At 58.1% G+C, this 13,948-nt stretch carries 11 protein-coding genes and 2 pseudogenes; 2 read left to right on the plus strand and 11 right to left on the minus strand.

Going from position 1 to position 13,948, the window contains the following annotated elements:
• Positions 1-6: 6 nt before the first annotated feature.
• The 7 genes and pseudogenes from C8D77_RS24765 to C8D77_RS37685 form a co-directional block, all read right to left on the minus strand.
• Positions 7-711 carry a cytochrome c oxidase subunit 3 gene (locus C8D77_RS24765; protein ID WP_109668910.1) on the minus strand — a complete coding sequence of 235 codons (705 nt, stop codon included), beginning with the start codon at positions 709-711 and terminating at the stop codon, positions 7-9.
• Entirely contained in the window at positions 708-2,477 is a 1,770-nt protein-coding gene (gene ctaD / locus C8D77_RS24770) for a cytochrome c oxidase subunit I (protein ID WP_109668913.1), read from the minus strand. The genes C8D77_RS24765 and ctaD overlap by 4 nt, the downstream gene beginning before the upstream one ends.
• 21 nt (positions 2,478-2,498) lie before the next feature.
• A complete protein-coding gene (locus C8D77_RS24775) occupies positions 2,499-3,383 on the minus strand; it encodes a cytochrome c oxidase subunit II (RefSeq protein ID WP_109668960.1) in 885 nt (294 codons plus the stop codon).
• 157 nt (positions 3,384-3,540) lie between these two features.
• A pseudogene (locus C8D77_RS24780) lies at positions 3,541-3,785 on the minus strand (JAB domain-containing protein); the annotation flags it as partial.
• 269 nt (positions 3,786-4,054) lie between these two features.
• Positions 4,055-6,907 carry a PAS domain-containing hybrid sensor histidine kinase/response regulator gene (locus C8D77_RS24785; protein ID WP_215732078.1) on the minus strand — a complete coding sequence of 951 codons (2,853 nt, stop codon included), beginning with the start codon at positions 6,905-6,907 and terminating at the stop codon, positions 4,055-4,057.
• A 23-nt stretch (positions 6,908-6,930) separates the two neighbouring features.
• Complete coding sequence (locus tag C8D77_RS24790) at positions 6,931-7,293, minus strand: response regulator (protein ID WP_109668917.1); 363 nt, start codon at positions 7,291-7,293, stop codon at positions 6,931-6,933.
• 1,188 nt (positions 7,294-8,481) lie between these two features.
• A complete protein-coding gene (locus tag C8D77_RS37685; RefSeq protein WP_170136811.1) occupies positions 8,482-8,886 on the minus strand; it encodes a hypothetical protein in 405 nt (134 codons plus the stop codon).
• A 361-nt stretch (positions 8,887-9,247) separates the two neighbouring features.
• Here C8D77_RS37685 and C8D77_RS24800 point away from each other — a divergent pair, with 361 nt between their 5' ends.
• A complete protein-coding gene (locus tag C8D77_RS24800) occupies positions 9,248-9,571 on the plus strand; it encodes a hypothetical protein (RefSeq protein WP_109668921.1) in 324 nt (107 codons plus the stop codon).
• Between the two features lie 284 nt (positions 9,572-9,855).
• Here C8D77_RS24800 and C8D77_RS24805 read toward each other — a convergent pair whose 3' ends face one another.
• The 4 genes and pseudogenes from C8D77_RS24805 to C8D77_RS39095 form a co-directional block, all read right to left on the minus strand.
• Entirely contained in the window at positions 9,856-10,092 is a 237-nt protein-coding gene (locus C8D77_RS24805; RefSeq protein WP_109668923.1) for a helix-turn-helix domain-containing protein, read from the minus strand.
• Between the two features lie 423 nt (positions 10,093-10,515).
• Positions 10,516-10,627 (minus strand): annotated as a pseudogene (locus C8D77_RS39090) (DUF3363 domain-containing protein); the annotation flags it as partial.
• 214 nt (positions 10,628-10,841) lie between these two features.
• Positions 10,842-11,300, minus strand: coding sequence for a Ros/MucR family transcriptional regulator (locus tag C8D77_RS24810; RefSeq protein WP_109668925.1), 459 nt, complete (start codon positions 11,298-11,300; stop codon positions 10,842-10,844).
• A 512-nt stretch (positions 11,301-11,812) separates the two neighbouring features.
• Positions 11,813-12,034 carry a MucR family transcriptional regulator gene (locus C8D77_RS39095; RefSeq protein ID WP_425453752.1) on the minus strand — a complete coding sequence of 74 codons (222 nt, stop codon included), beginning with the start codon at positions 12,032-12,034 and terminating at the stop codon, positions 11,813-11,815.
• 148 nt (positions 12,035-12,182) lie between these two features.
• On the opposite strand from C8D77_RS39095, the gene C8D77_RS24820 reads away from it, so the two are divergent.
• Positions 12,183-13,948, plus strand: a 1,766-nt coding sequence (locus tag C8D77_RS24820) for a S53 family peptidase (protein ID WP_215732079.1), incomplete at its 3' end; no start/stop codon positions are given.

Raw genomic sequence — 13,948 nt, forward strand, 5'->3', positions numbered from 1 at the left:
TCCCCTTTAGGTCAGCAATTGTCGGCAAATGTCGATGAACGTCGCGGCCCAACCGGCCAGCAGCGCGAAGATCGCGAGCCAGACGAAGAGCAGGAAATGCCAGTACATGGCGCACAGTTCGACGCTGAGACGAAGCCGCTCCGGCCGCGCTCCATTCCAGGCGCCGGCGGTCGTTCTGCCGAGGCCTACTAGCCCGCCCAGTATGTGCAGGCCATGCATGCCAGTGATCAGGTAGAAAAAGCTGTTGGCTGGGTTGGAGCTCAGCAGATAGCCATCTTCGGTCAGCTGCCGCCATGCGATGAGCTGTCCGATCAGGAAGGCGAGCGCCGTTAGCCCGGCCGTGGCAAGGCCGAGCCTGACCATGTCGATCTGCCGCTTGCGCGCGGCGACGACGGCGCATTGCAGCGCGACGCTGCTCAAGACCAGCACGCCAGTGTTCAGCCAGAGCAGCCCCGGCAGCGGCAGCGGCTGCCAGTCCGACACCGCCATCCGCATGAAATAAGCGCTGGTGAAGAGCGCGAACAGGCAGCCGACGACGGCGAGGAAGACACCGAGGCCGATCTTGGCGGTGGGCAGCGCCGACCGGTCGAAGCCGACAAAATCGCTGGCCAGGCCTTGTTCGAGCCATGGTTTGGTCATCAGCCTCTGGTGTGAAAGCCACCATCCGGCAAAGCCGGCGATGACGAGCAGGAAGACCAGGATGACGCTCATGCCGGCTCCCTTGAGGGGCCGAAGGAGCCCGGCATGTTCTGCGGGATGAAGTCCTCCTTGGCACCCGGTACGCTGTAGTCATAGGCCCAGCGATAGACGATCGGCAGGTCCTTGCCGAAATTGCCGTGGGCCGGCGGTGTTTGCGGCGTCTGCCATTCGAGGGTCGTGGCCCGCCACGGATTGCCGCCGGCCTCGCGGCCATGGCGGATGCTCCAGATCAGATTGAACAGAAACACCATTTGGGCAAAGCCGACGATGAAGGCCATGATACTGATGAACGAATTCAGATGGTGGGCCGACTCCGTCATGATCGTCATGTCGGTCAGTTCAGCATAGCGCCGCGGCACACCCATCAGGCCGAGGTAGTGCATGGGGAAGAAGATCAGGTAGGCGCCGAGGAAGGTGACCCAGAAATGGAACCGCCCCAACGTCTCGTTGAGCATCCGGCCAGTAGCCTTCGGGTACCAGTGGTAGATCGCGCCAAAAACCACGAGGATAGGGGCGACGCCCATGACCATATGGAAATGGGCGACGACGAACATCGTGTCGGACAGCGGAACATCGACGACGACATTGCCGAGGAACAGGCCGGTCAGCCCGCCATTGACAAAGGTGACGATGAAGGCCAGGGCAAAGAGCATAGGTATGGTGAGATGGATGTCGCCGCGCCATAGGGTCAGCACCCAGTTGTAGACCTTGATGGCGGTCGGAATGGCGATGATCAGCGTCGTGGTGGCGAAGAAGAAGCCAAAATAGGGGTGCATGCCGCTCACATACATGTGGTGCGCCCAGACCACGAAGCTCAGCGCGCCAATGCCGACAATGGCCCAGACCATCATCCGGTAGCCGAAGATGTTTTTGCGTGCATGGGTGCTGATCAGGTCGGATACGATGCCGAAAGCCGGCAGCGCCACGATGTAGACCTCGGGATGGCCGAAGAACCAGAACAGGTGCTGGAACAGGATCGGGCTGCCGCCATTGTGCGGCAGTTGCTCGCCCATCTCGGAGATCGCCGGCATGAAGAAGCTGGTGCCGAGGACGCGGTCAAGCAGCATCATCACGCTGGCGACGAACAGCGCCGGAAAGGCGAGCAGCGCCATGACGGTCGCGGTGAAGATGCCCCAGACGGTCAACGGCAGGCGCATCATTGTCATGCCACGCGTGCGGCCCTGCAGCACCGTCACCACATAGTTCAGGCCGCCCATCGTGAAACCGATGATGAACAGGATCAGCGAGGAGAGCATCAGGATGATGCCCCAGTCCTGGCCGCCTGGTGTGCCGCTCATGATGGCTTGCGGCGGGTAGAGCGTCCAGCCAGCCCCCGTTGGTCCGCCGGGCGCAAAGAAGCTCGACACCAGAACCAGCACGGCGAGCAGGTAGATCCAGTAGCTCAGCATGTTGACATAGGGAAAGACCATGTCGCGCGCGCCGACCATCAATGGAATCAGATAGTTGCCGAAGCCGCCCAGGAAGAGCGCGGTGAGCAGGTAGATCACCATGATCATGCCGTGCATGGTGATGAACTGGTAGTAGGCTTCCGGGGTGATGAAGTCGAACGTACCGGGGAAGCCAAGTTGCAACCGCATCAGCCAGGATAGCACCAGGGCGACCAGGCCGATTCCCGTTGCAGTCGCCGAATACTGGATGGCGATGACCTTGGCGTCCTGCGAGAAGACGTATTTCGTCCACCAACTGTGCGGATGGTAGAGTTCCACTTCCGCGACTTCGGCCGGCGGGATGCCATCTGCAGGCGTGATGTCGACCATAGGAACACCTCCGTGTCCTTTTCAGCGAGACCCGACCGTTTCGAGCCTTGCTGCAATTTTCAAACCTGACGCCGTCGTCTTGCCCGGCGCCTGGTCTGCCGAGCCTGTTTGCTGGGGTGCCGACAACTGGGCGAAAGTCTGCTGCTGGCCAAGCCAGGCCACGTAGTCTTGCTGCGTGTCGACCATGACCACACCATGCATCAAAGGATGCCCTTGGCCGCAAAGTTCGGCGCACAGGACCTGAAAGGTTCCGGTCTTGGTCGGGGTGAACCAGAAATAGGTGACCGAGCCCGGGATCATGTCCATCTTGGCGCGGAATTCCGGCACATAGAAATCATGCAGCACATCGATCGAGCGAAGCAGCATCTTGACCGGTTTGCCGACCGGCAGATGCAGATCAGCCGCTTCGACCACGACATCGTCCTGACCGTTGGGATCGCTGGCAATCACGCCCAGCGGGTTGTCAGCGGTGACGTCGCGGGTGTCGGACGTGCCAAGCTTGCCGTCCTTGCCGGGCAGACGGAAACTCCACTGCCACTGCTGGCCGACGACTTCGACATCGGTTGCGTCGCTCGGGACGTGGACAAACCGGCTCCAGACGAACAGGCCGGGAACCAGCAACGCCGTGACCCCGACCGCGGTGACGATCGTCAGCCACGATTCGAGCCGCTTGTTCTCCGGTTCGTAGGCCGCCCGGTTTCCTTCCCGGTGACGGAAGCGGAAGACGCAATAGGCCATGAACAGGACGACGGCGGCGAAGACGAAGCCGGTGATCCAGAAGGTGATGATGATGGTGTTGTCGATATAGGCCCAGTTCGAGGCAATCGGCGTCCACCACCATGGGCTCAGGAGATGAAACAACACTGAGCCCACGACGATCAAAACGAGTACAAGCGCTACGGCCATGTCCCGTTCCTCCCGGCATTCCAAAGGGGCGCGCGAAGCTGTCCCGTCGAATGCCAAGTTCATCATGCTCTTTTTGCGGTCGAAATTCCAGAGCCGACTATCTTGACGGGAAAAATGCCGGCTTTTGCCGCCGCGACCCTTCCGAGAAGGGCCGGCCCTAGATCAGCAGCAGGCCCTTCATGCTGGCGTGTCCCTTCCGCCCGATGATGATGTGATCGTGCACGGAAATGCCTAGGCGCTTGCCGGTCTCGATGATCTCCTTCGTCATCTCGATGTCGGCGCGCGACGGCGTCGGGTCGCCTGACGGGTGATTGTGGATCAAACCACTGAGGCCATATTCATGTTATTTATCAATCGCTTGGAACTTTCTTCCGGAAAGGTGGTGCCGTTAACTGGGGCATGTATCGAGTGACCACTTGTGATCTTCCACGCTTGGGCATGATCGCGTTTGCTCAGCACTCTGACGTCCCGATCAACCACGGATTCCGAACGCTCATCTATATAGCCAGCGCCCGTCGGAACGGCCTCTCTGCTAACTCTGGCGAGCCGCCTTTACCAGCGGCAGTGCGCGTTTTGATCTGAAGACAATGAGGATCGATTTGTCCTCGACCCCATGAGTCATACCAACTCGGCGCCAATCGCAGACTTCACGGATCTTTCCAGCTGGCCGATCAAATGATCTCGACACGATCGAGATAGCTGGACAATTCGCTTACCCATTTTCGCGACGCTTCGGCGTCGGCGATTTCTGCGGCTTGTTCAAGGCCTGCACCAATGTCTGTAATGGCTTGGAATCCGAACGCGCCACCGGATCCCCTCATATTGTGCCCCAGGATCAAGACCGCCTCGAAGTCAAACCTATCCAGAGCGTCAACCATCGCAATGACGCCCTCCCGACAATTCCTGAGATAGGCGGGTGTGCTTTCCATCAATCTTCGGTCCGCCCTTGAGGTCGTGCGCAGCGGCTCGCCATCCTTTCGTTCCGACGGCACTGCCACCACGGAATAGTCCTTTATCGCTTGCAGCAGCGTGTGCTGTTTGATGGGTTTGCTTAGATAGGCCGTGCACCCCGCCGCGAGACATGTCTCCCGATCCCCTTTCAGAGCGGAGGCCGTCAGGGCGATGATCGGTGTTGGCGCCCGATCATTCTCCTTTTCCCAGGCTCGAATGGTTCGCGTTGCGGTCAAACCGTCCACGAGCGGCATCTGTCGGTCCATCAAGACAAGATCGTAGTGGCCCGCGGTGAACATCTGGCAGGCCACTACTCCCGTCTCGGCTACGTCGATCCGGTAGGGAGTATCCTCGAGATAGGCGAGGGCAATCGTGCAATTGTCGGGTGAGTCCTCGGCGAGAAGGATCCGCAGCGCGGGCAGCGGTACCTCTGGCCCCATGCCGGCGGGCGTGGCCGCCGGCCGGTTGGCCTCGGCCCAGACCTCGAATGGGAGAGCAAAGCCAAACACGCTTCCTTTCCCAACTTCGCTTTCCACCCAGATGCGTCCACCCATCAACTCCACGAGGCGCTTCGAAATCGTGAGACCCAGCCCCGATCCACCGAACCTGCGGGTGGTCGATGAGTCGGCCTGCGTGAACCGTTCAAACACCTGCCCCAATTTCTCTGCTGCAATGCCTATACCGGTATCCGAAACGGTGAACCGTAAGGCGGTTGGAACCAAGCGATCCCCACCCGGCTCAACATTTAAAAATACCCGCCCCGCTTGGGTGAACTTGATCGCATTGCCAAGCAGGTTGAGGAGCACTTGCCGCAGCCGCGTCGGATCGCCGACCAGGTCATTGCTGACACTGGTTTCAATTTCGCACACCAGCACCAGTCCTTTCTCATGGGCACGAGGCGCCACCATCTCGATCACCTTTTCCAGGTGGTCGCTCAACGAAAAGCCTGTTCGTTCCAGATCGAGCTGAGAGGCTTCGACCTTCGAGAGGTCCAGGATGTCGTTGATGAGGTTCAGCAAGTTGTCGCCGGAACGGCGGAAGATCTGCACGTACTTGTCTTGTTCGGGTGAAAGCGGAGTCTTTGCGAGGAGGTCGGCGATGCCCATGATTGCATTCATAGGCGTGCGGATCTCATGGCTCATGCTGGCAAGAAAATCTGATTTGGTTCGGCTCGCGCTTTCAGCTGCCGCCTTGGCTTGCTGTAGTTCCACTTCCACGCGCTTTCGCTCCGTGACGTCGCGCGCTGCGGCGAAGACGCCCTGCAATGTGCGGCCCCGATCGTAAAAAGTCGTGGCGTTATAGGACACGACGGTCTGTTTGCCGTCTCGGGCGCGAGCCGTAAGCTCGTAGTCGGTCACCGACTTTTCACTGAGCACGCGTTTGATGCCCGCTTCCGCCCGCTCCGGATCCGTGAAGCAGTCCTTGAACGGCGCCCCGATCAATTCGTCACGAGTGCAGCCAGTGAGCGCCTCCGTCTGTTTGTTGACGTCCGTAATGATGCCGGCTGGGTCGATCGTCATCAGGGCGTCGATGTTCGATTCGATCAGAGAGCGCGTGTAGAATTGCTGATCGCGCAAACGCTGGTCGGACTTCTTCTGCTCTTCTTCGACCAGTTTGCGCGCGGTATTGTCGGTGCCGATCAGGAGGTATCCGATGATCCCGTTCTGTGCGTCGCGTAGCGCCGTGACTGACACCACCGCAGGGAAGCGCGTTCCATCCTTGCGGATGTGGGTCAGTTCGTAGATGTCTTCTATTCCGCGCGAGGCCTTGAACACCAGGGCCTCAAACCCCGGCTCGATCGTGGTTGCGAGTTCGATGCTCAAGGTCCGAGCGCGCAGGATCAGCTCCTGCGGATCGGAGATGTCGGCCGGCGTGATCGTGTTCATCATCTCGGCCGCCGTGTAACCAAGCATCCGTTCGGCGCCGACGTTGAAGATCTGAATCACACCTTTGGCGTCGGTGGCGATGCTAGAGAAGTTCGCACTGTTGAAGATCGCGCTCTGCAACGCGCCTGCCTGGAGGAGCGCCTCTTCAGCCTCCTTGCGCGCGGTGTTGTCGGTGCCGATCAGGAGGTATCCGATGATGCCGTCCTGCGCGTCGCGCAGCGCTGTGACCGACACCACTGCCGGAAACCGGCTTCCGTCTTTGCGAATATAGGTCAGCTCGTAGATGTCCTCGATTCCGCGCGAGGCCTTGAACACCAGGGCCTCGAAGCCTGGCGTGATCGAAGTCGAAAGCTCCGCGCTCAAGGCTTGAGCGCGCGCAATCAACTCCTGCGGATCGGAGATGTCGGCTGGCGTGATCGTGTTCATTACTTCGGCGGCCGTGTAGCCAAGCATCCGCTCGGCGCCGACGTTGAAGATCTGAATCACGCCTTTGGCGTCGGTGGCGATGCTGGAAAAGTTCGCACTGTTAAAGATCGCGCTCTGCAGGGCGCCCGCTTTAACGATGGACTCGTCCGTCTGATGATGTGCTGCGTTGTCAGGGGACGGGGCAAGTAGGTTCTCGATGTCCTTCTCCGTGGATAAATTCGAGATCAGCTCTAAAAAAATCTTCAGCCGCGACTCGTTCAAATGCTGAAAGCCACGAAGCCAAGTTAGTGAAGAAGTTCTTGGACGGAATATTCAAGTTGAGCGGGAGAATAGGGCTTCTGGAGGAATTGACCCCCACCGACGAACATCTCTGTCATATCGGCGGTGAGGGGGCTGCCGGACGTGTATAGCACCCGCAATCCCGGCTGAAGCTTAATGGCCTGGTTCGCCACGTCGTATCCGCCGAGGGCCAATGCACTGAGACGGATATCGACAAAGAGCGCGTCAATTTGTTGAGACCTCGACAGGTGCAAGAGTGCGGCGGCCAGATCGCCAGCCAGGAGGACGGTGTGACCCAGGTCGCCAATTGTCCACTCAGCGGTTTGCCGGATGAATACCTCGTCTTCGACGATGAGAATAACGGCCATCAATGGGCCATGACCGGCAAGATCGCCATGTTATCAGAAGTCCCCGACTGCGGAGTTAGCAGTCAACACAAAACTCGCGTCTCGGGGGAAGGTTCCATAAGGTGTCGTACTATTGTTCGTGAGCGAAGGCTGTCGCCAAGCTTCGGTGCAAGAAGTGCGGGGTCATGCCGCCGGCACGAAAAGTGCCTAATGCCATGGACGTATCAACCGCAGCGAAGTGGAAATGTGAGGGATGCGGGTGGGGCGCGAACGACTTCGCCAGGGGTAGGAAGGCCCCTACGCGAGTATGTTAGAATTCGGCGAGCAACGACCCCCATGCTATCGATCGGCGCTTGCCGATACATCCGTCCACCTGCTAACCTGAGTTGGGGCTTGCTGAAGGCGAAATGCTAAACCGGACCGTAGCTTCCACCACACCTAACTCGCGGTATTTTAACTTTCTTATTTCTGACGACGTCATAGACGCTGTGCAGGGGTACGTCGGTTGCTGTGCTCCAGGACGCATCATTTCAACCTTTTCAGCAGTGCAGTCTGTGCGAGACAAAGTCCCCGATTGCGCTCTGTCCGACGATCAGATTGAGCGTTACGCCGTGTTGTGCGCAGTCGACCAAGCACTCGCGGTCCATTTCGATCGGAGAGGAAGTCTACGGGATCCTTACTCAAGCCTAAGCAGGAGCCACTGGCATCTCGTCCCGATCTGGAAAACCAAGGTGCGGACGACATGGGCACTTGCGCCTGTCGCACGACATCCACGTTAACCGCGTCTTCAAAATCCAATAAACCCTAAATAGGAATATCCGAGGCGTGGATGATCGTCGCGCTACATCGCCGGTGAGATATTGTGATTGACTCGGAAGAGGTTCTGCGGGTCGTATTTCCGAACATGCGCCTCCCGCTTCCAGCGGAAGGAACAGTAGCGCCCGTATCGAGCCTCGCCCTTCGCCTCCAGGCGGAGCGTACCTCGCGAAGTCGTGGAGAGGAAGGCAGGTTTTCTACAGCGTGGCCGCGATTGGCGCCGTCCTACCCCGCATCGGTTTGCTTGGATGGTACCGAGTTGGCGAAGGGCTACATGCCGCGCTACGTGGCCTGCTGACTTAAGTGGGCCACAGCCCTTAAGGTCGTGGCTTTCAGCGATACTGATTAAGCGGTCAAGCGCTGTCGGCACCTGGCTGTGGGAAGCATTTCAGGCTATTTGCTGATCGGCGGCAGATCGACGCCGGAATTGGTGCAGAATTTTACAAGGTCGTCGGTTTCAGTTTGATTTTCAGGCATTGTGATAATGTCGAACGCTGGGAGATATTTTGTCTCGCTGTCGGCGCTATCGAACTGGCCCCTGTAGGCGGTCTCGCCGGAATACCCGGCAAAGCCGCTCTTTGCATTGTACCGACCGCAAACCATGATTGATCCGGTTGAAGTCGCAATGGCACCGGGTTTACCGAATGATACGTTCGTTTGGTCTTTCAGCAGGGATTTTATGGTCTGCTCGACGACTCCGATTTGATCGGCGGTCAGTTGAACCGGCTTTGCCTCGGTGGCAACGATACCAAGTGCCAGAAAGCCTATCGTCAAGATGCTGGAGAGCAACCGGTTCATTCCCAATCTAACCGCCTTTTCCCGATAGTCACAAGCCTATCTGACAACGAGAACAGCGAAGCGGCGGGGAAGCAAGCCGGTGTGATTGCATGGTCGCGTAATGCGAACCCGTCGCTTGGAGAATACCGCGAGCCGACGACGTCTTTGTAGTGGCGATGTGCCGGACATGGATACCGGACAGCACGGCCGGATGGTCATCGACAAGAAACACGCGGCGAGGGGGCCATTGAGTCATCGTACGCTCACCCCGGCTCGCTGGGACGCCGCGGCCTAAGTCGCCAAGTCCACGATATCGCGCGGCCATCTTTCTGAATGAGGCGTACGATGATCCGTGACGATTCGACAGTAAGGGAGGAACAAAATGCCAATCGGAGCAGCAGTGGAGTACCTGCATAAGTTGCGCAGAGAGGCGATCCATGCGGAAGCGGGCAATGTAAAAGGGCTCACGCGTCATTTGCAGATGAACATTGGGAAGTCGCGGGATCTTTTGGAAACGACGGAGGCCACGAATGCGGCTCTGGCTCACCTTCTGGGGACGGGGAACGCGCTTATTTGGGAGCTTGCGCCTATTTCAAAACAGACCGCTGAGCTAAGGAAAGACAAGATTGCTGATTTAAGGCACGCCTTTGAAACGGCGTTAAACATCGCTATTGAGGAGGTTAGAAAGGCAAAGCCAAAAGCCTAGGCCACGCTCTGCTTCCAAAGCTCATACTGGCCGGAGTTCAAACCCCGGTCGGCCAACCAACATCGATGTCAATTGCGACCAGGCCGTCTTCGTCTGTGCTGCTTTAATCTGGGTGGGGTGCTCAATCGGACCTCGCGTGACGGCTCGTGCCGGTGGGGTATCGAGCGGGATCATTGTGCAACTTCCTCTCGCCGTACGCTATCTTATTGAAAGGTATTGAAAAAAATCTAAATCTCCGAGAACGTGAGGAGCGGCTTCTGGGGTCGGTATTGGATGCTCCTCCGTCACCAATCACGCTCGCTCACCGCGTCCATGCTGAATCGCTTTGACGCACGGCACGGCACCGTATTCTTTTGATCCCACGTCTCGAGTTCCTCAATTGGGTACAAAACGGCTTTGCCAAGCTTGACGTACGCCGGTCCAATCCTCTTGGCTCGCCAATTTCGCAGCGTTCCAAGAGAGATGCTGCCGCGATAGCGTTCCGACACTTCCTCAGCTGTCAAAAACTTCCTGTTGTCCATCAAGCTCTCCAAATGTCCGACGTCGGGAACATGTGAGCAGGCTCGAGCATGCTCCCAAACCCTTGGTCATGCAGTTGCCCGGCCATGAGTGGGTATGTGCGTCGGAAAATCAAAGCCGCTGAGTGAGGGAGTAGAAGCAGGGGATATGTCTGGATAGAAATCGGATCAACTGCCCACAAAGTGTGCAAGGTCGGTCGACCCGGGCCAACCGGAAAATAAGGAGGGCGATCTCCGGTACCATCGCCTCGACCCGTTACTGCTTGGGGTTGACGTCAGAGTCGACGAATTGGAATGAGGCGACGCTTGTCAGCGAGTTTGAGCCAGCCGAGAAGGCTGAGCGGGGCTCGCGCAAGAAACGCGAGGCGAACTACTCTCAAAAATCTCATCCCCATGTCGCAATGAGGAGTTGGGAGGATGAACGCACGGTGACCACGGCACGAGTTGGAAGCCGAGGCCGTCGTCGATCATCGCGAAGCGACCGATCACAGTATCAGGCGCTGGCGATGGTGCCTGAGACGTGTTCGCCGACGGCAGCCGCAGGCTGACCAGCTCCTAGAGTCACCACCAAACGGCACTGCCGCAGATTGACTGACCGAAAATTGAAGTAATCTTCTGTTGCCGCCCGCTAGGAAAAAAGGCCGGCGCCCTCGCTGGGAGGTTGCCCGAATGGCGCCGGCCAGACGGTCCTTTTCAGGTCCGCCGCTCTCCAGACATAGCTGAGTCTTTCCGTTGCGTCAGGTGGTGGCGGACTACGCTTTGGTTTTCCGCTTGGCAGGTGCCTTCTTGGCTGGTGCGACGGGTTCAGCCTTGCGGCCAAGCCCGATGGACTTCGCCAATTGCGAGCGCTGAGCGGCGTAATTCGGAGCTGTCATAGGGTAGTCGTGCGGCAGGTTCCATTTGGCGCGATAGGCGTCCGGCGTCAGGCCGAAGTCCGTGCTAAGATGCCGCTTCAGGGATTTGAACTTCTTGCCGTCTTCAAGGCAGATAATGAAGTCCGGCGTCACCGACCTCTTCGGGTTGACCGCGGGAGTTTGCGGCTCAACGACAGGCGGAATCGGCGTGCCTAATCCGGACAGAGAAGCATGAACCGATGCTATCATGTCCGGCAAGCCAGACACCGGCAATGGATTGTTGCTGACATACGCTGAGACAATGTCGGCGGTTAACTCAGCTAGATCGGCGGAGCGGGTATCGGATTCGTCGGTCATTGGTGTTCCTTTTGTCTGATTTATCCCCTCTCTATGGGTTGATGATGAACGACGCAACCGCCCGCCTAATTCTGGTCTATCGAACTGCAGTGGAGCCGACGCAGAATTCGTAAAGTCTTCGGACAACCATTTGATGTTATTTCAGAAGTAGTAGCGACCGTAGAGCGAACGAGGCTTGTGGAGCGAAGTTGCCTGCCGAGCATCCGGTTTGGCTGGGGTTCTTGGAAGCTTTTGGAACTTTGTGCCTTGCGCCTCCATCCGAATTGCGCGCGCTGATGAAGGAAATTGGCGGGTCTGCATTCGCAGTGTTGCGACTTTGATCGAAGCCGTTAGGGGGTTCGAGTCGGAAGACCGCTATATCCCGACACCCGAGGAGAGGCTTTTCCACTTTCGGTGTTCAGCCTATAGGTGTGCAAAGGTTCCTATCGATCGTGAATTTGCCAGCAGGCGGAACGCAATTTAGGAAAATAGGTAGGTCCTACCTTCGCTTAGCTGAGCCCCTCCTGGACGGTTCAGCCACGACCTTGCGCCCGAGCCCGTTCGACTTCGCCAGTGCCGATCGTTCGACCGCTTAGTTCGGCGCCACCATGGATACCCTCCCACTTCTCGCGATATTCATTGGGCGTCAGGCCGTCGTGGACGCCAAGATGACGCTTCGGTGATTTGAATGTCTTTGCGTCTTCGAGGCAGACGATAACCTCGCCAAGAATATGAAGAATATTGCCCCAAGCCATTGTTTATTATGGGTTGAGAGGTAAAATAATGTAAAAAAGTCAACTAAAATCGTACTTTACGGTTGTTTGCCTTTGATGCCTTAATCAATTTTCCGTGAAATGCTTAGGGTATTTATCATGGCATGATAACGTAACTCAGGAGAAGAAGTTGTCTGGGGAGACCGCGAATATGCCTGTCTTGAGAGACTCCATTAAGGGCAGCAATCGGTTGCCTATGGTCGGAGCTATTGCTGCCAAGCCAGTAGATCCGAACCTCCGCCTGGATATTACCGTCTATTTGCACCGAAAGCAGGTGCTTGCCCCGCGGGTTTGGGGACAACATCTAAACCATCAACAATTCAATAATGCGCATGGCGCAGATACGCGAGATATTGAGCGAATTCAGCGGTTTGCTGCAAATCACGGGCTTGATGTTGGACACATCAGTATACCGCGTCGGTCGGTGGTGCTTTCCGGAGCGGTAGCAAACCTGAACCGTGCCTTTGGCGTGGACCTCCGCCACTTCGAATACTCGAAGGGAAGCTACATCGGACGCACCGGAATGATCACGGTTCCTCGCGCCATCGCAGGTGTGGTGGCCGGAGTATTCGGTCTTGATCGTCGTCCACAAGCAAGGCCCCACTTTCGCCTTGCGAGCGTCGGGTTTCGTCCCTTGGCAGGACCAGCCGCTCAAACCTTTACGCCGCTGCAGCTGGCAACCGCCTATGACTTTCCAAGCGGCGACGGAGCGGGCGAGTGCATCGCCCTTATCGAATTAGGTGGAGGCCACGTAGCGGCAGATCTCCAGACCTACTTCAGCGGATTGGGACTGAGCCCGCCGCAGGTTGTCGCCATCTCGGTTGACAACGCGACGAATTCTCCCACCGGAGATCCGAATAGCGCCGATGGCGAAGTGATGCTTGATATCGAGGTTGCGGGTGCTATCGCACCGGCTGCCAGAATTGTGGTCTACTACGCCCCGAACACTGATCGCGGTTTTCTAGATGCGATCACGACGGCGATTCATGATCAGGTAAACAAACCGTCCATCATATCGATAAGCTGGGGGTCGGCTGAAAGCGGCTGGACGCCGAGCAGCCGGAACGTCATGAACCAGGCTTTTCGGGACGCAGCGGCGCTCGGAGTTACGGTTTTGGTCGCCTCGGGAGACGACGGTTCGACCGATCGCCTCCACGACGGCGCACTACATGTGGACTTCCCAGCATCAAGTCCGCATGTGATTGCGTGTGGTGGTACCAGTCTGGCTACACAGCCGAGCGGCACGATAGCCTCGGAGGTCACTTGGAACAATGGTGTAGGGCGAGGTGCAACCGGGGGCGGGATCAGTAAGGCATTCCCTATTCCTCCCTATCAGGCTTCGGCGCACGTCCCCTCAGCCGCTGACGACGGCCACGTCGGACGTGGAGTTCCGGATGTTGCGGCAAATGCCGACCCCAGCACTGGTTATCAAGTTCGCGTTGACGGTAGTGATCTCGTGTTCGGAGGCACCAGCGCAGTAGCGCCTCTCTATGCCGGCCTCATGGCCCGCTTAAACCAGGCACGCAGCGCTGCCGGAAAGCCAAAAGTCGGATTTGTAAATCCGATTCTCTATGGCCCCAAAATGGCGGGAGTTGGCTATCGGGATATAGTCTCCGGCAATAACAACAACACCCCGGGCGGCGGAGCTTATGCAGCTGGAGCCGGATGGGACGCTTGCACTGGGCTTGGCAGCATAAAAGGGACGGCGCTTGCCAGCGTCGTAAGTGGGCCGGTAGCGCCGCATCCGCCGACGCCGCATCCGCCGACGCCGCATCCGCCGACGCCGCATCCGCCGACGCCGCATCCGCCGACGCCGCATCCGCCGACGCCACATCCGCCAACGCCGACACCGACGCCGACGCCGACACCGACACCGACGCCGACACCGACGCCAAC

The sequence above is a fragment of the Mesorhizobium loti genome (assembly GCF_003148495.1).
Taxonomy (GTDB): Bacteria; Pseudomonadota; Alphaproteobacteria; order Rhizobiales; family Rhizobiaceae; genus Mesorhizobium; species Mesorhizobium loti.

Bases quoted from the DNA above. Each gene is read 5' to 3' on its own strand.
- C8D77_RS24765 (WP_109668910.1), bottom strand. From the start codon at position 711: ATGAGCGTCATCCTGGTCTTCCTGCTCGTCATCGCCGGCTTTGCCGGA.
- ctaD (WP_109668913.1), bottom strand. From the start codon at position 2,477: ATGGTCGACATCACGCCTGCAGATGGCATCCCGCCGGCCGAAGTCGCG.
- C8D77_RS24775 (WP_109668960.1), bottom strand. From the start codon at position 3,383: ATGGCCGTAGCGCTTGTACTCGTTTTGATCGTCGTGGGCTCAGTGTTG.
- C8D77_RS24790 (WP_109668917.1), bottom strand. From the start codon at position 7,293: ATGGCCGTTATTCTCATCGTCGAAGACGAGGTATTCATCCGGCAAACC.
- C8D77_RS37685 (WP_170136811.1), bottom strand. From the start codon at position 8,886: ATGAACCGGTTGCTCTCCAGCATCTTGACGATAGGCTTTCTGGCACTT.
- C8D77_RS24800 (WP_109668921.1), top strand. From the start codon at position 9,248: ATGCCAATCGGAGCAGCAGTGGAGTACCTGCATAAGTTGCGCAGAGAG.
- C8D77_RS24805 (WP_109668923.1), bottom strand. From the start codon at position 10,092: ATGGACAACAGGAAGTTTTTGACAGCTGAGGAAGTGTCGGAACGCTAT.
- C8D77_RS24810 (WP_109668925.1), bottom strand. From the start codon at position 11,300: ATGACCGACGAATCCGATACCCGCTCCGCCGATCTAGCTGAGTTAACC.
- C8D77_RS39095 (WP_425453752.1), bottom strand. From the start codon at position 12,034: ATGGCTTGGGGCAATATTCTTCATATTCTTGGCGAGGTTATCGTCTGC.